The organism is Phytobacter sp. RSE-02 (assembly GCF_040578655.1).
GTDB classification, from domain to species: domain Bacteria; phylum Pseudomonadota; class Gammaproteobacteria; order Enterobacterales; family Enterobacteriaceae; genus Phytobacter; species Phytobacter diazotrophicus.
In genome coordinates this window covers 168,967-188,448 of sequence record NZ_JBEULY010000001.1, presented here as the reverse complement: position 1 = coordinate 188,448, position 19,482 = coordinate 168,967, and the positions used below count along the sequence as shown (strand labels likewise).

The window sequence follows — 19,482 nt, the reverse complement described above, 5'->3', positions numbered from 1 at the left end:
CCTACCTGGCAAGATAATAAACCCTTTAAAAACACCAAAAAGCCAGTCGAAAAAACCAACTTATCCCATACAGTAAAAACAATAAAACTATTAAGTTATCTGCAGGCAGGTCTGATAACGCTTTGCCATAATTTATGCTTAATATAGAGATATAATACCCTGAGCGCGGTACGGATCCGCACGTGCCAGCGGTACTTTTCCACCGTAATGGTGTTTTGGGCTAGAGAGGAGAGAAAAATGACAACAATTCAGGCAACCACATCAACTGTGATTTCCGGCAGCATCAGTGGTGGCAAAAGCAGCACCAGTAGCACCGGCGGCTCGTCTTCCTCAAACAGCGATATTGCTTCGCAGATCAGTAACATTATGCAGCAAATCTCTAAATTGAGTCAGCAACTGAAAGATCTCGCGACATCAGGCAGTGCCGATGCTGACAGCCAGAAACAGCGGGAGCTGCTACAGGCTGAGATCAAACAGCTACAAGCGCAACTGGCCCAACTGGAATATAAACAGGCAGAGGAAGCGCAGAAAAAAAATGACGAAAAACAGAGCCAGTCCGCTGTTAAACCAGAAGGTGTTAACACCCCTTCTGACAACAACCAGATCGATATTTACATCTGATGGAATAGCGGGTCGTCTTCCCGGGCCTGGTTCAAACACCGGGCCTGTTCACGCACCACATCCCATATCGCCTGCGCGGCTCCCGAAAGCGAACGATTTTTTCGCTGCACCAGCATGATCTTACGTTTAATCTCTGGCTTTAAGCGTTTCACACACAGTTGGCTCCCCTGCGGCAACGGTAACGCCAGCGCGGGCATGATACTAATCCCAATCCCCGCTTCTACCATTGGAAATAATGTGGCCGGATGCCCTATCTCCTGAACGATAGCGGCTGTGATGCCAAATTGTGCCAGGGCGGCATCAATCAATGGGCGGCTGCCCGAAGCGTAGTCCTGAACCACAAGACGTGAGTCTTGCAGTGCTGACCAGGGTATGGTTTGCGATGTCGCCCAGGCGTGATCGTGACGACAGAGCAAAAAGAACGGCTCTTCCAGGATCTCTTCGCACTGCAAATCACTCACCGGACCGGGATCGATAACGATGCCAAAGTCCACTTCACCATGGCGAATACTCTCCAGTACCCACTGTTGTGGCCGATCATGCAACATAAAATCGATCTCCGGATAGAGACGGTTACTCTGCGCAATACATTGCGGAATCAAATGAGCCGAAATCGTCTGGCTTGCCGCCACACGCACTGTACCGGATAACTGCTGCCCCACACGTCCGGCGTCACGCAGCGTGTTATTCAGTTCCTCAAGCAATCTTTCCAGTCTGGCTGCGAGCTGCTGCCCGGCTTCTGTCAGCACCACTTCACGCGTAGTACGATCGAGTAATCGGACTCCGGTCTGCAGCTCCAGTTCTTTTACGCTGTGGCTCACTGCCGATTGGCTTAACCCAATAATATCCCCTGCCCGGCTGAAACTTCTGGCATGTGCTACCGTGACAAAGACACGAAGCTGTCGCAACGAATAATTCATCTAATAAATTCATATATGGATTCAATAAATTAATTTTATTTCTCAAAACAAAAAACGCAAACTGTTGGCACCGAATTTCAGGAGTGTTTATGAAACTTTTTCGTGTCCTTGACCCTTTTACATTGACGCTGGTGTGTACCGTTCTGCTGGCCACCTTCTTCCCGGCCCGTGGCGGTTTTGTTCCCTTCTTTGAAGGGCTGACCACCGCAGCCATTGCGTTGCTGTTCTTTATGCATGGCGCGAAATTGTCTCGTGAAGCGATTATTGCCGGGGGGAGCCACTGGCGACTGCATCTGTGGGTGATGTGCAGCACTTTCGTTTTATTTCCCGTTTTAGGGGTACTGTTTGTCTGGTGGTCACCCGTCAATGTGAGCCAGGAGCTCTACACCGGTTTCCTCTATCTGTGTATTCTGCCGGCGACCGTACAATCGGCTATTGCCTTTACCTCACTTGCCGGAGGAAATGTCGCGGCCGCCGTCTGTTCCGCTTCCGCCTCCAGCCTGTTAGGCATCTTTCTCTCCCCACTGTTGGTTGGCCTGCTAATGAATCTGCATGGCGCTGACGGGAGCCTGGAACAGGTTGGCAAAATTATGCTGCAACTGTTGCTGCCCTTTGTCCTGGGACATCTGTCACGCCGGTGGACGGGCGCGTGGGTAGCGCGTAATAAGAAGTGGATTTCGAAAACCGATCAAACATCCATTCTGCTGGTTGTCTATTCCGCGTTTAGCGAAGCCGTTGTTAATGGGATTTGGCACAAGGTAGGCGTAGGTTCACTGCTGTTTATCGTGGTGTTCAGCATGGTTCTGTTGGCGATTGTTATCGCAATTAATATCTTCGCAGCCCGTAAACTCGGGTTTAATAAAGCGGATGAAATCACTATCGTATTCTGCGGCTCCAAGAAAAGTCTGGCCAACGGTATCCCGATGGCCAACATTCTGTTCCCGACATCAGTGATAGGGATGATGGTGCTGCCACTGATGATTTTCCATCAAATCCAGCTGATGGTCTGTGCAGTGCTGGCACGTCGCTACAAACGCCAGACAGAAAAACTGCAGGCACAGGAAACGGCGAAAGCTTAACGGCGTTTCAGGGGCTGCACCAGATGGGCCAGCCCCTCCGTTTTAATCAGCAAAGCCAGTTGCATAAGTTCGCCCAGATGCCCGGCAGGAAACGAATCCTTACGGGCAAACCACAGCAGGTACTCTTCAGGTAAATCAATCAGCTTCCGCCCCTGATACTTCCCGAATGGCATCTCAGTGTTCGCAATCTCAATAAGCTGTTCTTTTTCCATTTACGCACCCAGCAGCCGTAGCATTTCCGTTTCATCAATCACCGCAATGCCTAACTCCTGTGCTTTCGCCAACTTGGAACCCGCGGCCTCACCGGCGATAACCAGATCCGTCTTTTTCGACACACTGCCTGCCACTTTCGCGCCAAGCTCAACCAGGCGGGCTTTGGCATCATCGCGCGACATCTGGCTCAGGCTACCGGTCAGCACTACGGTTTTACCGGCAAAGGGGCTGTCTATCTCTTCGGCGTTAATAACGACCGGCGCAGGCCAGCGTACACCCTCTGCCAGCAATTGGCCGATCACATCGCGGTTGCTCTCTTCGGCAAAAAAGTTAAAGACATGCGCCGCGACCACTTTGCCTACATCGGGTACTTTTTGCAGTTCCTCAATGGAAGCCGCTTCCAGCGCCTCCAGCGTACCGAAGTACGCCGCAAGCCCCGCCGCTGTGGCTTCTCCTACTTCACGAATACCCAGCGCGTAAAGGAAACGGGCAAATGTGGTCTCTTTTGCACTTTCTAATGCATTGACTATGTTTTGTGCCGATTTCGGTCCCATACGATCCAGACCTGTCAGCTTACCTGCCGTCAGACGGAACAGATCGGCAGGCGTATGGACGTACTCTTTTTCCACCAGTTGGTCGATAATCTTATCGCCCATCCCGTCAACATCCATTGCCCGGCGGGAGACAAAATGTTTCAGTGCTTCTTTGCGCTGTGCGCCGCAAATCAACCCCCCGGTACAGCGAGTAACCGCTTCGCCTTCCACGCGCTCTACATCCGAACCACATACCGGGCAGTGGGCTGGAAATACGATTTCCCGGGTCCCATCAGGACGCTCAGACTCCACCACATTGACCACCTGGGGAATCACATCGCCCGCACGACGAATCACGACTTTATCGCCAATGCGCAGACCAAGACGGGCAATTTCATCCGCATTGTGCAACGTGGCATTACTCACCAGCACGCCTGCGACATGTACCGGCTCCAGCCGCGCAACGGGGGTAATTGCCCCCGTACGCCCCACCTGAAATTCGACGTCACGAACAAACGTCATCTGCTCCTGGGCTGGAAATTTGAAAGCCACCGCCCAACGCGGCGCGCGAGCGACGAAACCAAGCTGTTCCTGGAGCGCCAGTGAATTGACCTTAATAACCACGCCATCGATATCAAAGCCCAGCGTCGGACGGCCCTCTTCTACCTTGTGATAAAAAGCCAGCACCGCCTCCGGCGAGTCGCACAGCGTCACTCTGTCGCTGACCGGTAAACCCCACTCTTTAAAGCGCAGCAAGCGTCCGAGGTGGGTATCGGGCAGTTCACCGCCTTCAAGCACGCCCACGCCATAACAGAAGAAAGTAAGTGGTCGCTTCGCCGTAATACGTGGATCAAGCTGACGCAGAGAGCCAGCCGCCGCATTACGTGGGTTAGCAAACACTTTGCCTCCGGTGCGACGCGCTTCTTCGTTAATTTTTTCAAACCCGGCCTGGGGCAGGAAAACTTCACCACGCACTTCCAGACGCGCCGGAATATTCTCGCCATGCAGTTTCAACGGAATAGCGCGGATCGTGCGTACGTTGGTGGTAATGTCCTCACCGGTCGTCCCATCGCCACGGGTTGCGGCACGCACCAGCACGCCGTTTTCATAGAGGATGCTGACAGCCAGGCCATCAAGTTTCAGCTCGCAGCAGTAGATGAGCGCATCGGTACTTTTCAGTCGATCCTGAACGCGTTTATTGAAGGCAAGAAAGCTCTGCTCATCGAAGACGTTATCAAGCGACAGCATCGGGATTTCATGGCGTACCTGGCTAAATGAGGCCAGCGGCGCGGCACCCACACGCTGTGTGGGTGAATCCGGCGTGATGAGATCAGGATGCTGCGCCTCAAGCTCGCGGAGTTCACGCAGCAACCTGTCATATTCCGCATCCGGGATCTCAGGCGTATCCATGACATGATAAAGATATTCGTGATGGCGAAGAGTGGTTCGTAGTTCAGTGAGCTTTTGTTCGATTGATTCCATGTCGCACCATCAATGATAAAAAACCCCCGACGGGCGGGGGTTCTGGGGAAATAACGAAGCAACCGTGGCCGTTACGCGTTTGCGTCCCTGACTTCACGGATTCTGTCCTGATACTCACGCAGCTTCTGCGGTGTCATCATACGACGCTGATCATCAAGCACCACGCCGCCAACTTCATCAGCAATGTACTGCGCGGCTTGCAGCATCAGTTTAAAGTTTTGCAGCTCGTCACCGTAAGATGGCACCTGCATAAACATGGTGATACCAGGCGTGGTGAGCTCGCTCATCCGCTCCGGATCAAATGTTCCTGGGTTAACCATATTGGCCAGGCTAAACAGCGTAGGACCGCTACCGTCCGGGCTGAGATGGCGATGGAAAATGCTCATATCGCCAAACTTGAAACCAACCTGCTGAATACTGTTGAGCAATAGCTCACCCTGTAGCGCGCTACCCTGATGCGCCGCGACGTTCATAATAATGACCGTCTCTTTACGCTGCGGTTTTTCCGCAACCGGGGCTTCTTCAATATGCTCAGGTTCAGGCTCAGGCTGCGCGACAGGTTCATGATGCGACGGCTGTGCCGCCGTAAACGCAGGTTGCTGTGGCTGTGCAGGTGCCACAGGCTGAGCAAATTCGCGCTCACGCGGCCCCTGAACGGGCTGCTGCGGCTCCACCTGCGGCGCACGCTGTGCCGGCTGAGCAGACGGCTGCGCCTGGCGCTCTTCATGGCGGGCAGGGGCAGCAGTTGCACGAGGCTGCGCCGACGCGTACGGAGGTTGATACTGATGCTGTGGCTGTTGACGCGGAGCCTCAGGTTCACTTCCCGCTTTTGGCGGCGCGTTTACCCGATGAACGCGGACTTCGCCCACGCTGTCGTCATCTTCTTCGACATCCTCGTCGTAGGCGTCATCGTCGTCACGTCGCGACTTCATACGTTTTAACGGTCGATCGCGGAACATTGAGGAACGTTCTTTACGACTGGTCCAGAAACCGTGAACCAGTAAAGCGATTATGGCGATCGCGCCAACAATGATTAATATCAGACGCAAATCCTGCATCATTATATTCTCTGTTGTTCTAACACCTTGCCAACACGGCAAACATTTACTCACTAAGAGTATTTGCCGATTACGTCAAGTGCAAGTGTACACATGCCTTTCACAGCATAAAGATGAACGAAATTGTGCTTTTTGCTGTTTTTTCGAACATTTCCGAACGGGTTTTTTCACCTGCGAACAGATAATATAGGTTTTTGCTTTTCTGGCTGTAATAAAAGGAGTATTGCCCGGCTATGGTTTCATCTTCCCCAACCTCATCACGCAGCGGCGTTTTCTATTTTTCTCAAGGCTGGAAGCTCATTACGCTGCCGGGCATTCGCCGTTTCGTCATTTTGCCGCTTCTCGTCAATATCATATTGATGGGGGGCGCTTTTGCATGGCTGTTTACCCGCCTCGACAACTGGATCCCCGCGCTTATGAGCCATGTTCCTGGCTGGCTACACTGGCTCAGCTATTTGCTCTGGCCAATTGCGGTTGTTTCAATCCTGCTGGTGTTCAGCTATTTCTTCTCCACTATCGCCAACTGGATTGCCGCGCCGTTCAATGGCCTGCTCGCTGAACAGCTTGAGGCTCGCTTGACCGGCGCGACGCCGCCCGATGCCGGCGTGTCCGCCATCATTAAAGATATCCCGCGTATTATGAAGCGCGAATGGCAGAAGCTTGCCTGGTATCTGCCACGCGCGCTCGTCTTATTACTGCTCTATTTCATTCCGGGTATTGGTCAAACCGTCGCGCCTGTGCTGTGGTTTTTGTTCAGCGCCTGGATGCTGGCCATCCAGTACTGTGATTACCCGTTTGATAATCACAAAGTGCCGTTCAAAGAGATGCGCGTCGCCTTGCGGACACGTAAGGTAACGAACATGCAATTTGGCGCGCTTACCAGCCTGTTCACCCTGATTCCGGTATTGAATCTGGTCGTGATGCCAGTTGCAGTCTGCGGTGCAACAGCAATGTGGGTCGACTGTTATCGCGAAAAGAACGCCGCCTGGCACTAAAGGAATTATTCCGGTTCTTATTCCATACTGGTTACCATTATTTCGGCTCAGCATATAGATATGCGAATTCCTTACTTCCCCAGGGACAGTAAGTGGGTATGCTGGGGTGGTTCCCAAATTTCATACAGTTAAGGACAGGCCATGAGTAAGATTTTTGAAGATAACTCGCTGACTATCGGTCACACGCCGCTGGTTCGACTGAACCGCATCGGTAATGGACGCATCCTGGCAAAGGTAGAATCCCGTAACCCGAGCTTCAGCGTTAAATGCCGTATCGGTGCCAATATGATTTGGGATGCCGAAAAACGCGGCGTGCTGAAACCGGGTATTGAACTGGTTGAACCGACCAGTGGTAATACCGGTATCGCACTGGCATACGTTGCCGCAGCCCGCGGTTACAAACTGACCCTGACAATGCCTGAAACCATGAGTATCGAACGCCGTAAGCTGCTCAAAGCGCTGGGCGCGAATCTGGTGCTGACCGAAGGCGCGAAAGGCATGAAAGGCGCGATTCAGAAAGCGGAAGAAATTGTCGCCAGCGATCCCTCTAAATATCTGCTGCTGCAGCAGTTCAGCAATCCGGCTAACCCGGAAATTCATGAAAAAACCACGGGCCCGGAAATCTGGGAAGATACCGACGGTCAGGTGGACGTATTTATCTCTGGCGTGGGCACCGGCGGTACGCTGACCGGCGTGTCTCGCTATATTAAAGGCACAAAAGGCAAATCTGATCTGATCACCGTAGCGGTTGAGCCATCCGACTCCCCGGTTATCTCCCAGGCGCTGGCGGGCGAAGAGCTGAAACCTGGTCCGCACAAAATCCAGGGGATTGGCGCTGGTTTCATTCCGGGCAACCTTGATTTAAAACTGATCGACAAAGTGGTGAAAATTACCAATGAAGAAGCGATCAGTACTGCACGCCGTCTGATGGAAGAAGAAGGTATTCTTGCGGGCATATCTTCCGGTGCTGCCGTCGCCGCTGCACTGAAACTGCAGGAAGACGAAACCTTTACTAACAAGAATATTGTGGTTATCCTGCCATCCTCTGGTGAGCGTTATTTGAGCACCGCGTTGTTTGCCGATCTGTTTACTGAAAAAGAACTGCAACAGTGATGCCAGATTGTTAAAAAAGCGCAAAAAAGCACCTGAGAAGGTGCTTTTTTGTGGAGCACATCAAAGTTTCACCCCTCCTGGCATTGATTAGACTCCTCGGGTCTGGTATTTAACCATCACATTTATTTTGATGCGCGAAATTAATCGGTTTCTGATTTCACGAAGCTGAATCGATTTTATGATTTGGTTCAATTCTCGCTTTCGCTGCATAATGTTTAATGACGTGCGAAACGTCAAAGGCCAGAAGCGCCAGCACCGGATCGTGTTTTCCACGCTTCTGAGTCGTATACCGTAACGCCGGCGCTAACGATACAGGCTAAAGTCCAGCCGCCAGGCTAGACTTTAGTTCCACAACACTAAACCTATAAGTTGGGGAAATACAATGTTCCAGCAAGAAGTTACCATTACCGCTCCGAACGGTCTGCACACCCGCCCTGCTGCTCAGTTTGTTAAAGAAGCGAAAGGCTTCACTTCTGAGATCACTGTGACTTCCAACGGCAAAAGCGCCAGCGCAAAAAGCCTGTTCAAACTGCAAACTCTGGGCCTGACTCAGGGTACTGTCGTGACGTTGACCGCAGAAGGCGAAGACGAACAAAAAGCAGTTGAACATCTGGTTAAACTGATGGCAGAACTCGAGTAATTTTCCGGGTTCTTTTAAAGATCAGTCACAAGTAAGGTAGGGTTATGATTTCAGGCATTTTAGCATCCCCGGGTATCGCTTTTGGCAAAGCACTTCTGCTGAAAGAAGACGAAATCGTCATTGACCGGAAAAAAATTTCTGCCGATAAGGTTGACCAGGAAGTTGAGCGTTTCCTGAGCGGTCGTGCCAAGGCATCAGCGCAGCTTGAAGCGATCAAAACGAAAGCTGGCGAAACTTTCGGTGAAGAAAAAGAAGCCATCTTCGAAGGCCACATTATGTTGCTCGAAGATGAGGAGCTGGAGCAGGAAATCATAGCCCTGATTAAAGATAAGCACATGACTGCCGACGCGGCGGCTCATGAAGTTATCGAAGGTCAGGCGACTGCCCTTGAAGAGCTGGACGATGAATACCTGAAAGAACGTGCGGCTGACGTACGTGATATCGGTAAGCGTCTGCTGCGCAATATTCTTTGCATGCCTATCATCGACCTGAGCGCCATTCAGGACGAAGTGATTCTGGTTGCCGCTGACCTGACCCCGTCAGAAACCGCACAGTTGAACCTGAACAAGGTCCTCGGTTTCATTACTGACATGGGTGGCCGTACTTCCCACACCTCCATCATGGCGCGTTCTCTGGAACTGCCTGCGATTGTGGGTACCGGCAGCGTCACCTCTCAGGTAAAAAATGACGACTATCTGATTCTCGATGCGGTTAATAACAAAGTATACGTTAACCCGACTGAGCAAGAAATTGAGACACTGCGTAGCACGCAGGCTCAGGTAGCCGAAGAGAAAGCCGAACTGGCTAAATTGAAAGACCTGCCAGCCATCACGCTGGACGGCCATCAGGTCGAAGTCTGTGCCAACATCGGTACCGTGCGCGACGTCGCAGGTGCTGAGCGTAACGGCGCGGAAGGTGTAGGTCTCTATCGTACCGAATTCCTGTTCATGGACCGCGAGTCCCTGCCGACTGAAGAAGAACAGTTTGCAGCATACAAAGCGGTTGCCGAAGCCTGTGGTTCTCAGGCCGTTATCGTTCGTACCATGGACATTGGCGGCGACAAAGAGCTGCCATACATGAATTTCCCGAAAGAAGAAAACCCGTTCCTGGGCTGGCGTGCAGTGCGTATCGCCATGGATCGCAAAGAGATCCTGCGCGACCAGGTACGTGCGATTCTGCGTGCTTCCGCTTTCGGTAAACTGCGCATCATGTTCCCGATGATCATCTCTGTTGAAGAAGTGCGTGCACTCAAAAAAGAGATCGAAATCTACAAACAGGAACTGCGTGACGAAGGTAAAGCTTTTGACGAGACAATTGAAGTTGGCGTGATGGTCGAAACCCCTGCTGCCGCCACTATTGCTCGTCATTTAGCCAAAGAAGTTGATTTCTTTAGTATCGGTACCAATGATTTAACGCAGTACACTCTGGCAGTTGACCGTGGTAATGATATGATTTCACATCTTTACCAGCCGATGTCGCCGTCTGTACTGACTCTCATCAAGCAAGTTATTGATGCATCTCATGCAGAAGGTAAGTGGACCGGTATGTGTGGTGAGCTTGCAGGCGACGAACGTGCTACACTTCTGTTGCTGGGGATGGGTCTGGATGAATTCAGTATGAGTGCCATTTCTATCCCGCGCATTAAGAAGATTATTCGCAATACTAACTTCGAAGATGCGAAGGTTTTAGCAGAGCAGGCTCTTGCCCAACCGACAACGGACGAGTTAATGACGCTGGTTAACAAGTTCATTGAAGAAAAAACAATCTGCTAATCCACGAGATGCGGCCCAAATTACTGCTTAGGAGAAGATCATGGGTTTGTTCGATAAACTGAAATCTCTGGTTTCTGATGATAAAAAAGACACTGGAACCATTGAGATTGTTGCTCCGCTTTCCGGCGAAATCGTCAACATTGAAGATGTTCCGGATGTTGTATTCGCTGAGAAAATCGTTGGTGATGGCATCGCTATCAAACCAACTGGCAACAAAATGGTAGCGCCTGTTGACGGTACTATCGGCAAAATCTTTGAAACCAACCATGCCTTCTCTATCGAATCCGATAGCGGCATTGAACTGTTCGTTCACTTCGGTATCGACACCGTTGAACTGAAAGGCGAAGGTTTCAAACGTATCGCAGAAGAAGGTCAGCGCGTGAAAGTCGGCGACCCGGTTATTGAATTCGATCTGCCGCTGCTGGAAGAAAAAGCCAAGTCTACCCTGACTCCGGTTGTTATCTCCAACATGGACGAAATCAAAGAACTGATTAAACTGACCGGTAGCGTTACCGTTGGTGAAACCCCGGTTATTCGTATTAAGAAGTAATTCTTAATGCATATAAGAATGGCACCCTTGCGGTGCCATTTTTGTTTGTTACGCCGGAAGAATCAGCTCATCGTAGCCTTTCTCCAGCGTATAACGCATAACGTCAGTCACGCGCGCCCCCGCCCCATTTACCGCCTCGGCCAACGGTTTCCCCTGGACAATATTACTGACCAGTTCAGAGCAGAACAGATCCCCGGTCCCTTTTAAATCCGCTGCAATACGCGGGTGAGAACTTATTTCAACGCTCTCCTTCCTCACCAAAACCACATGGATGCAGTTATCATCAGAAGGGACTGGCGCGCTGGTAATGGCAATCCATTGCAAGGTATCAGAGAGCAGTCCTTTCGCTGCCTCCACCGCGCTTTGCATATCACGGCACCGTTTACCGCTCAGAATTTCGAGCTCGAAAACATTGGGCGTAATCCCCTGAGCCAGCGGCAACAAATGTTGGCAATAGGCTTCGGGAATTTCAGGCTTCACGTACATACCACTGTCGATATCGCCGATGACAGGGTCGACGAGCACCGGCAAATTTGGGTGCTTCTCTTTTAGCGTTTTTAACCACTGCGCCAGAAGCGCAATCTGGCTGGCGCTACCCATATAGCCTGTTGTTACCGCTTTCAGTTCGCGCAAGATATCGCGCTCTTCCAGCGCCTGCAAATAGCCGCTGAACCACTCGTCAGGAATGATGCCGCCATAAAAGGTATCGTAATGGGGTGTATTACTGAAAAGCACAGTAGGCACTGCCGTCACGCTCAGACGATGCTGACGGATGTTCGGTACCGCGATACTGTTGCCTACGCTGCCATAGACAACTTGCGACTGTACAGCAACGATATCGGTCTGCTGCGCACGGGTTTTGTCCCTGAATAAGATCATTTCCATACTTAGATCCCTGCTCCCTGTGAATAGCTTTCTTCGCCAAATACGCCCGTTGAGAGATAACGATCGCCACGATCACAAATGATAGCAACAATGACCGCTCCCGGATTTGCTTTCGCAATGCGCAGTGCGCCAGCAACCGCGCCGCCCGAACTCACACCACAGAAAATACCTTCCTGTACCGCCAACGCGCGCATGGTATTCTCCGCATCACGCTGATGAATATCCAGCACCTCATCCACCAGCGAAGCATTGAAAATGCCCGGCATATACTCCGCAGGCCAGCGACGAATGCCCGGAATGCTACTCCCCTCTTCCGGCTGTAAGCCAACAATGGAGACCGCTTTTTCTTGCTCGCGAAGGAAACGTGATACGCCAGTGATAGTCCCGGTCGTCCCCATGCTGGAGACAAAATGGGTAATTCGCCCCGCCGTTTGTTGCCAGATTTCTGGCCCGGTGGTCGTGTAGTGTGCGTAGGGGTTATCGGGATTATTAAATTGATCCAGCAGCTTGCCTTCGCCGCGCTGAGCCATGGCTAGCGCCAGGTCACGCGCGCCTTCCATACCCTGCTCTTTGGTGACCAGAATCAGTTCTGCGCCATAGGCGCGCATCGCGGCGCGACGCTCCTGACTCATGTTGTCCGGCATCAGCAATTTCATGCGGTAGCCTTTCAGCGCAGCAATCATTGCCAGAGCAATACCAGTGTTGCCACTGGTCGCTTCGATCAGGACATCGCCCGGTTTGATTTCGCCGCGCTTTTCCGCCTGCACAATCATCGATAACGCGGCTCTGTCTTTGACCGAACCCGCCGGATTGTTCCCTTCCAGCTTAACCCAGATCTCACTACCATTATCGGGCCCAAGACGTTGCAATCTGACCAGCGGCGTGTTGCCGATGGTTTGCTCTAATGTATTGTTCACTCACCCTGTCCAATAAAAAAGCCCGGTCGCGCATTCGCTTACCGGGCCTACGGGCAAGTGCGTTCTGATGCACTCACCTCAACCCTCTTCCTGTGGGAGAGGGTGCAAATACTATAAACAGCCCGAGGGTTGCTTTGCATTTACCGTGTAGGCCGGGTAAGCGCAGCGCCACCCGGCAACAATTTCTGATGCAATAACCTATCAGGCAGATTCTGCGAGAGCAAGCTCCTCGCGGTTTTCAATCCGCTCATTACCTGCGTAGAGGCGTGCCTTCTGTAAACCGACAAACAGGCGATCGCCGCGCTCTGGCGCGTCATTCCCGGTCAGTACCACGCTCAAGGGCTCGTTATGCCAGCCCAGCGGCTGTACCACCAGTTGGGTGTAATGACCTTTAGGGGTAGCTTCGAGGACCTGTACCGGCAGTGGTGAATCAAGGCTAGTGCGGCGGCTGATGTCGACTTCCCACGGACGCAGGAACAGATCGACCTCACCCTGCTGCGACGGTGTATAACCCAGCGGCCAGCGGTGCGCCCCCACATGGAACTGCCCGCCGCTGATAGTGCCTTTCAGACGGTTAACTTCACCCATAAATTCCAGCACGAAGCGGGTAGCAGGCTCGCGCCACACCTGATTAGGCGCATCTGCCTGTTCGATATTGCCCTGGCTCATCACCACCACGCGATCCGCGACTTCCATCGCCTCTTCCTGATCGTGAGTCACAAAGACGCTGGTAAATTTCAGCTCTTCGTGGAGCTGACGCAGCCAGCGACGCAGTTCTTTACGCACCTGCGCATCCAGCGCGCCGAAAGGCTCATCAAGCAGCAGAATCTGTGGCTCTACCGCCAGTGCACGCGCTAACGCAACGCGCTGTTTCTGCCCGCCGGAAAGCTGGGCCGGAAAACGATCCGCCAGATGGGCCAACTGGACCATTTCCAGCAGACGGGTAACTTTCGCTTTAATGGTTGCGGAATCCGGGCGCTCGCGCTTCGGCAGTACGGTCAGACCGAACGCGATATTGTCGAACACGGTCATATGGCGGAAGAGTGCGTAATGCTGGAACACAAACCCCACTTTGCGCTCGCGCGCGTGAATGCGGCTGACATCGGTACCGTGAAAACGAATACGCCCGCTGGTCTGGTGCTCCAGACCCGCAATAATGCGCAGCAGCGTGGTTTTCCCGGAACCCGACGGCCCCAGCAGCGCGACCATTTGACCCGAAGGGATATCCAGTGAGATATCATTCAGCACCTGGGTGCGACCAAACGACTTCTTAATATTGGCAATCTCAATGCTCATGATTTCCCTCCTGCTGCGCGCGTTTTTCTTGATTGTTCAAACGCCATTGCAGCGCACTCTTTAAAAACAACGTCAAAATAGCCATCAAGGTCAGCAGGGCGGCCGCGGTAAATGAACCCACCGCATTGTAATCCTGCTCAAGTAATTCAATTTGCAGCGGCAGCGTGAGCGTCTCGCCGCGGACCGAACCTGACACCACCGATACCGCGCCAAACTCACCAATAGCGCGCGCATTGGTCAGCACCACGCCATAGAGCAGCGCCCAGCGGATGTTTGGCAACGTTACACGCTTAAACATTTGCCAGCCTGATGCGCCTAACAGGACGGCGGCTTCATCTTCCTGGCTGCCCTGGCTCAACATAACAGGCACCAGTTCGCGCACCACAAACGGACAGGTGACGAAGATAGTCACCAGGACCATGCCCGGCCAGGCAAACATGATTTGCAGGTTATGAGCTTCAAGCCACGGACCCAGCGGACCATTGGAGCCATAAAAGAGCAGATACACAAGACCTGCCACCACTGGTGAAACCGCGAACGGAATATCAAGCAGCGTAAGCAGCAACTGGCGCCCAGGAAAATCAAAGCGCGTCACCAGCCAGGCCAGTAATGTACCGAACACCAGGTTCACCGGAACCGAAATTAACGCAACCAGTACCGTGAGCCAGATGGCGTGCAGCATGTCTGGATCGGCGAGATTCTGTAATACCGGAAGCAGCCCTTTGCTAAAGGCATGCACAAAAATGTAGACCATCGGCACCACGAGAATGAAGGCAGAGACCACCATCCCGGTGCCAATCAAAAACCATTTCCCCCAGTTGATGCGGGGGCTGTCATAGCGTTTCAATTCAGTAACTTCCGCCATTAGTGACCTACCACACGTCGACCAAAACGACTTTGCAGCGTATTGATGGAAAACAGCAACAGCAGCGAGGCCGCCAGAATCACAGACGCAATCGCACTGGCCGCCGGGTAATCAAACTCCTGCAGACGCACAAAAATCATCAGCGAGGTCACTTCGGTTTTCCACGCAATGTTCCCGGCGATAAAAATCACCGCGCCAAATTCACCAAGGCTACGGGTAAAAGAGAGCGCCACGCCCGCTAACAGCGCAGGGGAAAGCTCCGGCAACACGACCTTGCTAAAACTCTGCCAACGGGTTGCGCCGAGCGTTTCAGCCGCCTCTTCGTACTCCGGACCCAGCTCTTCCAGAACGGGCTGGACGGTACGCACCACAAAAGGGATGCTGGTGAAAGACATCGCCACCGCGATACCGAGCCAGGTATAGGTCACTTTGATATCGAACTTCGCCAGCCACTCGCCGTAAAAGCCATTGACTGAAAACAGCGAAGCCAGCGTCAGGCCCGCAACGGCCGTGGGCAACGCGAACGGTAAGTCCATCAGCGCATCCAGCAGCGTGCGTCCCGGAAAGCGGTAACGGGTCAAGATCCATGCCATCAGCAGGCCAAACACGCCGTTAAAAAGCGATGCCACAAATGCCGACAGGAGCGTCACTTTGTAGGCGGCCACCACCTGCGGATTAGTGACGACCTCCCAGTACTGCGACCAGCTCATTTGCGCCAGTTGCATCACCAGCGCGCTTAAGGGCAACAGCAAAATCAGACAGACGAACAGCAGGCTGGTCCCGAGACTTAAGGTAAAACCGGGCAGCACACGTCTGGAGGAGACTGCAAACATTACTTACGCCCCGCCGCCAACAGTTTGTCTAACTCACCGCCGCTGGCGAAATGTGTTTTCATCACATCAGGCCAACTGCCAAATTTGTCTTCCACGCGGAATAGCTCAGTCTGCGGGAATTTATCTTTCAGTTTGTCCATTACCTGCGGGTTATTCACGCGGTAGTAGAAGTCCGTGATAATAGTCTGTGCCTGCGGGCTGTAAAGATAGTTAAGGTAGGCTTTCGCGGCCTTCTCAGTACCATTCGCTTCGACGTTTTTGTCGACCCATGCCACCGGGAATTCCGCCAGAATGTTGGTCTTCGGAATCACCACCTCAAAGCCCTGATCTTCATATTGCTTACGAATGTTGTTTACTTCCGATTCAAAGCTTATCAGCACATCACCCAGGCCACGTTCGGCAAAGGTGGTGGTCGCGCCACGACCGCCGGTATCAAACACTTCGACGTTTTTCAGAAACTGGGTCATGAACTGTTCAGTTTTGGCTTTATCGCCGCCGTCCGCCTTGTCCGCCGCGCCCCAGGCGCCTAAATAGGTATAACGGGCGTTACCGGAGGTTTTCGGGTTCGGGAAAATCAGCTTCACATCCGGACGCACCAGATCGCTCCAGTCGTGAATGTTTTTCGGGTTGCCCTTGCGTACCAGGAAACCCATGGTGGAGTAAAACGGTGAGCTGTTGTTCGGCAAACGGCTCTGCCAGTCCGCCGGGATCAGGTTGCCTTTATCATGCAGGATCTGCACGTCAGTTACCTGGTTGTAGGTGACGACGTCGGCTTTCAGGCCCTGTAAAATCGCCAGCGCCTGCTTAGAGGAACCCGCGTGAGATTGTTTAATCGTCAGCGTGTCGCCCGCGTTATCCTTCGCCCATTGCTGTTCAAACGGGGTATTGAGGGCGGCAAACAGCTCGCGAGAGACATCATAGGAACTGTTTAACAACTCCGTTGCCTGCGCCTGGGAGACCAGTAAGGTCATCGCTGCCAGCGTCAGATATCCTTTTTTCATTAAGTTAACGGCCATTGCGCACCCTTATAAGATGATGACGATACAAGCATCAGTTTATTTATAACGCGTGTGAAACCAGTAACGGTTTTATATACCGTTTGGTGCTTTGGAAGTTGAAAAGGGAATAAGCAATGCGGGGTAGATTGCCCTCCCCCCACGCTACCCGCATTCCGGTGAGCAACAGAGGGAGGGTGAAGAAATTACAACGATAGCAAACGTTCTACAGAAGGGGCGAAGTAGTAGCCGCCGGTGACCGGTTTGGTGAAGCGCAACATCGCATCACGTTTACCGTCAGCGTCGCCAAACATACTCAGCAACTGCTGCTCAATGTTATATAAGCGCGCGCAGTAGGCACAGAAATAGAGGCCATGCGTTCCACTGGCAGTGCCATATGGCAGGCTCTGACGTACAATTTTCAAACCCTTGCCGTCTTCTTTTAAATCGACGCGGGTCAGATGCGAAGTGACCGGACGATCGTCGCCATCAATCTCCTCGTTCGCCTCTTTGGTGCGGCCAATCATCATCTCCTGATCGCCCACGCTCATGCGATTAAGCTGTTTGAGGTTGTGTTCCCAGCGCTGTACCAGCACATAGCTGCCGCCTGCATCCACACCGTCTTTGATGACGGCGACATCGCGACGAATTTCATCGCCTGCCGGGTTTTCAGTCCCATCAACGAAGCCACTCAGATCGCGGTCTTCAACCCAGCGGAAACCGTGAGTCTCTTCTTTCACGTCAAGGGTGTCGCCAAACGCGGCCAGCGCCGCCTGCGCGACGGAGAAATTGACGTCGTGACGCACAGAGAGGATATGGATAAGCACGTCGAACTGTGTGGCAGGCGCCAGACCTTTACCCAGCGGTGTAAAATTCTTCATCTCTTGCGCGCCTTCGCCACCGCTCAGCTCACGCCAGATATCATGCCCAAAGGCAACAACTGCACCGAGGGCCGCATCGGGGAATTTCGCCTGCAGGGTCGCCAGTTTGTCGATAAACACCCGGCAGCCTTCACGCAGGGCGTTTTTGTCACCCACTACATTCGCTTCAATCCAAATCGCCGCACGGCAATGTTCTGGCAATATGCCGCTCTGAACCTGAGACATCATTCCTCCTGAAAAAAAGATGCCACGCAACCGTGGCATTGATGGGCGTATTGTACCCGTTTTTTGTTCAGGACGCGGCGCGTAGGATCAAATTAGCGGCGCCAGATAATTTTGTGCAATGTCCAGGTCTTGAGCGCATCGTCAGACGGCATTAACCCTTCTGGCCCATTCCAGTTGCCGGTGAACACATAGCTAATATGCGCACTGCCCGGTGCCTTACATTCAACGCCTTTGACATCGTCACCCGTTGCAGCAACACAGTTACCAAATGCTTTATCGTAAAGCCCACTAAACGCGGTGCCGGTTTTAACCCCATTAGCCGTTTCAATGCTGCTGTCGAGGACATCCACCTGGCTTACGGTACCATTCTCGCCGTTCACCACCAGCGCCACTTTGTCATCTTTCAATGCTTCAAAGTAACGGACGATTTTGCCTTTCTCGGTTTTCATCCCGCTGCGCAGGTGATAATTGCCGTTCAGCGCATCATTGATCGCTTTTTCATCAAGCGCAGTAGTCGCTGCGATCCCCCCGACGCCCTGTTCACTCACCTCGATGGATGAGCCAAACCAGTTCCAGGGCAAGGCTGCAGACCAGTTGACCGAAGAGAGCGTTGAACAACCGGACAGTGCCAGTGCCAGCGCGCAGACGCTTATACGCAGGGATTTCATCTTTACATCCTTTCTTGTTAACTTGACGGCTATTGGAGTGCCGGAACAGTAAAAAGTGCCCGTTAATGATGATCCGGGTGAAAACAGGCCTGACAGCGCGGATTACTCAGCAGCCATACCAGCGCTATGATATCAGCCACGACAAGCCCCAGGCCTACGCCAGTGATAGCCTCTCCGTACAGCCACAGCAGCGGCTGCCAGAATAATAACGTGGCCTGCGCGAGAATCAGCAACAGGCGCATCAGACGCCAGAGACGCGGCAAGAGGTGCCTGCGGCCACTCAGTAAAAACGTGAAAACGGCCGGGACACCGGGCAACAGGCCCAGCCAGAAAGTATCATGATCGGGATAAAACAAGGTCAACAGCGCATCGCCCTGCCCCCGCGACGCTGCCGCAATCACAAATAAAACCCAGGTTCGCGCCTGTAATAACAATACACACCAGAATAAAAACGGCAGCCGCAAACGGCCATGGCTGTCAAAATCAGCAGGCGTTAACTCAATATTCTTCATCTTCTATCAGGCGCTTACCTAAACTCAGAGAGTCTGAATGCTCATAGCCCAGGCGTTCATACATTCCCAAAACCACGTCATTGTCTTCACGTACCATGATGTTGATTTTGGGACAGCCGCGGGCAATCAGCTTTTTCTCCAGGCGGCTTAATAACGCGTTGGCAATACCACGACCACGAAATTCCGGATGGACCCCCAGGTAGTAGGCTGAACCACGGTGTCCGTCATAGCCCCCCATCACGGTGCCGACGACTTCACCGTTGACCTCGGCGACCAGGAACAGGCTGACGTCGTGATTGATCTTACGTTCGATGTCCATTTCCGGATCGTTCCACGGGCGCAGCAGTTCGCAGCGCTCCCACAGGGTGATCACTTCTTCGAAGTCTTCCTGGCGAAAAACACGTATTTCCATGGTGTTACCTGCCCTTT

At 52.7% G+C, this 19,482-nt stretch carries 21 protein-coding genes; 7 read left to right on the top strand and 14 right to left on the bottom strand.

Features of this window, described 5'->3' with window-relative positions; genetic code table 11:
• Window positions 1–237 precede the first annotated feature (237 nt).
• Window positions 238–621 (top strand): FlxA-like family protein, encoded by a 384-nt coding sequence (locus ABU190_RS00830; RefSeq protein ID WP_296415766.1) that lies wholly within the window; start codon window positions 238–240, stop codon window positions 619–621.
• Here the strand turns inward: ABU190_RS00830 and ABU190_RS00825 are convergent.
• Window positions 612–1,541: a LysR substrate-binding domain-containing protein gene (locus tag ABU190_RS00825; RefSeq protein ID WP_354690112.1), complete on the bottom strand. Its 930-nt coding sequence runs from the start codon at window positions 1,539–1,541 to the stop codon at window positions 612–614. The two genes, ABU190_RS00830 and ABU190_RS00825, sit on opposite strands and share 10 nt — an antisense overlap.
• An 89-nt stretch (window positions 1,542–1,630) precedes the next feature.
• On the opposite strand from ABU190_RS00825, the gene ABU190_RS00820 reads away from it, so the two are divergent.
• Window positions 1,631–2,620 (top strand): bile acid:sodium symporter family protein, encoded by a 990-nt coding sequence (locus ABU190_RS00820; protein WP_354690111.1) that lies wholly within the window; start codon window positions 1,631–1,633, stop codon window positions 2,618–2,620.
• Here the strand turns inward: ABU190_RS00820 and ABU190_RS00815 are convergent.
• The 3 genes from ABU190_RS00815 to zipA all read right to left on the bottom strand — a co-directional run bounded on the left by ABU190_RS00815 (window position 2,617) and on the right by zipA (window position 5,909).
• Complete coding sequence (locus ABU190_RS00815; RefSeq protein ID WP_039079743.1) at window positions 2,617–2,832, bottom strand: DUF3820 family protein; 216 nt, start codon at window positions 2,830–2,832, stop codon at window positions 2,617–2,619. The two genes, ABU190_RS00820 and ABU190_RS00815, sit on opposite strands and share 4 nt — an antisense overlap.
• Window positions 2,833–4,848 carry an NAD-dependent DNA ligase LigA gene (gene ligA, locus ABU190_RS00810; protein WP_354690110.1) on the bottom strand — a complete coding sequence of 672 codons (2,016 nt, stop codon included), beginning with the start codon at window positions 4,846–4,848 and terminating at the stop codon, window positions 2,833–2,835.
• Between the two features lie 71 nt (window positions 4,849–4,919).
• Window positions 4,920–5,909 (bottom strand): cell division protein ZipA, encoded by a 990-nt coding sequence (gene zipA, locus ABU190_RS00805; RefSeq protein WP_354690109.1) that lies wholly within the window; start codon window positions 5,907–5,909, stop codon window positions 4,920–4,922.
• Window positions 5,910–6,139: 230 nt separating this feature from the next.
• Here zipA and cysZ point away from each other — a divergent pair, with 230 nt between their 5' ends.
• The 5 genes from cysZ to crr all read left to right on the top strand — a co-directional run bounded on the left by cysZ (window position 6,140) and on the right by crr (window position 10,976).
• A complete protein-coding gene (cysZ, locus tag ABU190_RS00800; RefSeq protein WP_354690108.1) occupies window positions 6,140–6,901 on the top strand; it encodes a sulfate transporter CysZ in 762 nt (253 codons plus the stop codon).
• A gap of 141 nt (window positions 6,902–7,042) precedes the next feature.
• Window positions 7,043–8,014, top strand: coding sequence for a cysteine synthase A (cysK, locus tag ABU190_RS00795; RefSeq protein ID WP_193794047.1), 972 nt, complete (start codon window positions 7,043–7,045; stop codon window positions 8,012–8,014).
• Window positions 8,015–8,396: 382 nt separating this feature from the next.
• Window positions 8,397–8,654 carry a phosphocarrier protein Hpr gene (gene ptsH / locus ABU190_RS00790; protein ID WP_039079738.1) on the top strand — a complete coding sequence of 86 codons (258 nt, stop codon included), beginning with the start codon at window positions 8,397–8,399 and terminating at the stop codon, window positions 8,652–8,654.
• 44 nt (window positions 8,655–8,698) lie between these two features.
• Window positions 8,699–10,426, top strand: a complete 1,728-nt coding sequence (gene ptsI, locus ABU190_RS00785) for a phosphoenolpyruvate-protein phosphotransferase PtsI (protein WP_193794048.1) — start codon at window positions 8,699–8,701, stop codon at window positions 10,424–10,426.
• Between the two features lie 40 nt (window positions 10,427–10,466).
• Window positions 10,467–10,976 (top strand): PTS glucose transporter subunit IIA, encoded by a 510-nt coding sequence (gene crr, locus ABU190_RS00780; protein WP_039079736.1) that lies wholly within the window; start codon window positions 10,467–10,469, stop codon window positions 10,974–10,976.
• A 48-nt stretch (window positions 10,977–11,024) separates the two neighbouring features.
• On the opposite strand, the gene pdxK is transcribed toward crr, so the two are convergent.
• The 10 genes from pdxK to ABU190_RS00730 all read right to left on the bottom strand — a co-directional run bounded on the left by pdxK (window position 11,025) and on the right by ABU190_RS00730 (window position 19,465).
• On the bottom strand, window positions 11,025–11,861 hold the full coding sequence (gene pdxK / locus ABU190_RS00775) for a pyridoxine/pyridoxal/pyridoxamine kinase (RefSeq protein ID WP_354690107.1): 837 nt from the start codon (window positions 11,859–11,861) through the stop codon (window positions 11,025–11,027).
• A gap of 2 nt (window positions 11,862–11,863) precedes the next feature.
• Window positions 11,864–12,778 carry a cysteine synthase CysM gene (gene cysM / locus ABU190_RS00770; RefSeq protein WP_296415818.1) on the bottom strand — a complete coding sequence of 305 codons (915 nt, stop codon included), beginning with the start codon at window positions 12,776–12,778 and terminating at the stop codon, window positions 11,864–11,866.
• 201 nt (window positions 12,779–12,979) lie between these two features.
• Window positions 12,980–14,074, bottom strand: coding sequence for a sulfate/thiosulfate ABC transporter ATP-binding protein CysA (gene cysA / locus ABU190_RS00765; RefSeq protein WP_193794051.1), 1,095 nt, complete (start codon window positions 14,072–14,074; stop codon window positions 12,980–12,982).
• A complete protein-coding gene (gene cysW / locus ABU190_RS00760) occupies window positions 14,064–14,939 on the bottom strand; it encodes a sulfate/thiosulfate ABC transporter permease CysW (RefSeq protein WP_335258063.1) in 876 nt (291 codons plus the stop codon). The genes cysA and cysW overlap by 11 nt, the downstream gene beginning before the upstream one ends.
• Window positions 14,939–15,772: a sulfate/thiosulfate ABC transporter permease CysT gene (gene cysT, locus ABU190_RS00755; protein ID WP_079496187.1), complete on the bottom strand. Its 834-nt coding sequence runs from the start codon at window positions 15,770–15,772 to the stop codon at window positions 14,939–14,941. The genes cysW and cysT overlap by 1 nt, the downstream gene beginning before the upstream one ends.
• Window positions 15,772–16,788, bottom strand: coding sequence for a sulfate ABC transporter substrate-binding protein (locus tag ABU190_RS00750; protein WP_354690106.1), 1,017 nt, complete (start codon window positions 16,786–16,788; stop codon window positions 15,772–15,774). Before ABU190_RS00750 ends, cysT begins: the two co-directional genes overlap by 1 nt.
• Window positions 16,789–16,973: 185 nt before the next feature.
• The gene (locus ABU190_RS00745; RefSeq protein WP_354690413.1) at window positions 16,974–17,873 is read right to left on the bottom strand and encodes a Dyp-type peroxidase; all 900 of its coding nucleotides are present in this window, start codon (window positions 17,871–17,873) and stop codon (window positions 16,974–16,976) included.
• A 92-nt stretch (window positions 17,874–17,965) separates the two neighbouring features.
• Window positions 17,966–18,541 (bottom strand): RpoE-regulated lipoprotein, encoded by a 576-nt coding sequence (locus ABU190_RS00740; protein ID WP_354690105.1) that lies wholly within the window; start codon window positions 18,539–18,541, stop codon window positions 17,966–17,968.
• 62 nt (window positions 18,542–18,603) lie between these two features.
• Window positions 18,604–19,053 (bottom strand): DUF2919 domain-containing protein, encoded by a 450-nt coding sequence (locus ABU190_RS00735; RefSeq protein WP_354690104.1) that lies wholly within the window; start codon window positions 19,051–19,053, stop codon window positions 18,604–18,606.
• Window positions 19,040–19,465, bottom strand: a complete 426-nt coding sequence (locus ABU190_RS00730; protein ID WP_039079726.1) for a GNAT family acetyltransferase — start codon at window positions 19,463–19,465, stop codon at window positions 19,040–19,042. Before ABU190_RS00730 ends, ABU190_RS00735 begins: the two co-directional genes overlap by 14 nt.
• Between the last annotated feature and the right edge of the window lie 17 nt (window positions 19,466–19,482).

Bases quoted from the DNA above. Each gene is read 5' to 3' on its own strand.
- ABU190_RS00830 (WP_296415766.1), top strand. From the start codon at position 238: ATGACAACAATTCAGGCAACCACATCAACTGTGATTTCCGGCAGCATC.
- ABU190_RS00825 (WP_354690112.1), bottom strand. From the start codon at position 1,541: ATGAATTATTCGTTGCGACAGCTTCGTGTCTTTGTCACGGTAGCACAT.
- ABU190_RS00820 (WP_354690111.1), top strand. From the start codon at position 1,631: ATGAAACTTTTTCGTGTCCTTGACCCTTTTACATTGACGCTGGTGTGT.
- ABU190_RS00815 (WP_039079743.1), bottom strand. From the start codon at position 2,832: ATGGAAAAAGAACAGCTTATTGAGATTGCGAACACTGAGATGCCATTC.
- ligA (WP_354690110.1), bottom strand. From the start codon at position 4,848: ATGGAATCAATCGAACAAAAGCTCACTGAACTACGAACCACTCTTCGC.
- zipA (WP_354690109.1), bottom strand. From the start codon at position 5,909: ATGATGCAGGATTTGCGTCTGATATTAATCATTGTTGGCGCGATCGCC.
- cysZ (WP_354690108.1), top strand. From the start codon at position 6,140: ATGGTTTCATCTTCCCCAACCTCATCACGCAGCGGCGTTTTCTATTTT.
- cysK (WP_193794047.1), top strand. From the start codon at position 7,043: ATGAGTAAGATTTTTGAAGATAACTCGCTGACTATCGGTCACACGCCG.
- ptsH (WP_039079738.1), top strand. From the start codon at position 8,397: ATGTTCCAGCAAGAAGTTACCATTACCGCTCCGAACGGTCTGCACACC.
- ptsI (WP_193794048.1), top strand. From the start codon at position 8,699: ATGATTTCAGGCATTTTAGCATCCCCGGGTATCGCTTTTGGCAAAGCA.
- crr (WP_039079736.1), top strand. From the start codon at position 10,467: ATGGGTTTGTTCGATAAACTGAAATCTCTGGTTTCTGATGATAAAAAA.
- pdxK (WP_354690107.1), bottom strand. From the start codon at position 11,861: ATGGAAATGATCTTATTCAGGGACAAAACCCGTGCGCAGCAGACCGAT.
- cysA (WP_193794051.1), bottom strand. From the start codon at position 14,074: ATGAGCATTGAGATTGCCAATATTAAGAAGTCGTTTGGTCGCACCCAG.
- cysW (WP_335258063.1), bottom strand. From the start codon at position 14,939: ATGGCGGAAGTTACTGAATTGAAACGCTATGACAGCCCCCGCATCAAC.
- cysT (WP_079496187.1), bottom strand. From the start codon at position 15,772: ATGTTTGCAGTCTCCTCCAGACGTGTGCTGCCCGGTTTTACCTTAAGT.
- ABU190_RS00750 (WP_354690106.1), bottom strand. From the start codon at position 16,788: ATGGCCGTTAACTTAATGAAAAAAGGATATCTGACGCTGGCAGCGATG.
- ABU190_RS00745 (WP_354690413.1), bottom strand. From the start codon at position 17,873: ATGTCTCAGGTTCAGAGCGGCATATTGCCAGAACATTGCCGTGCGGCG.
- ABU190_RS00740 (WP_354690105.1), bottom strand. From the start codon at position 18,541: ATGAAATCCCTGCGTATAAGCGTCTGCGCGCTGGCACTGGCACTGTCC.
- ABU190_RS00735 (WP_354690104.1), bottom strand. From the start codon at position 19,053: ATGAAGAATATTGAGTTAACGCCTGCTGATTTTGACAGCCATGGCCGT.
- ABU190_RS00730 (WP_039079726.1), bottom strand. From the start codon at position 19,465: ATGGAAATACGTGTTTTTCGCCAGGAAGACTTCGAAGAAGTGATCACC.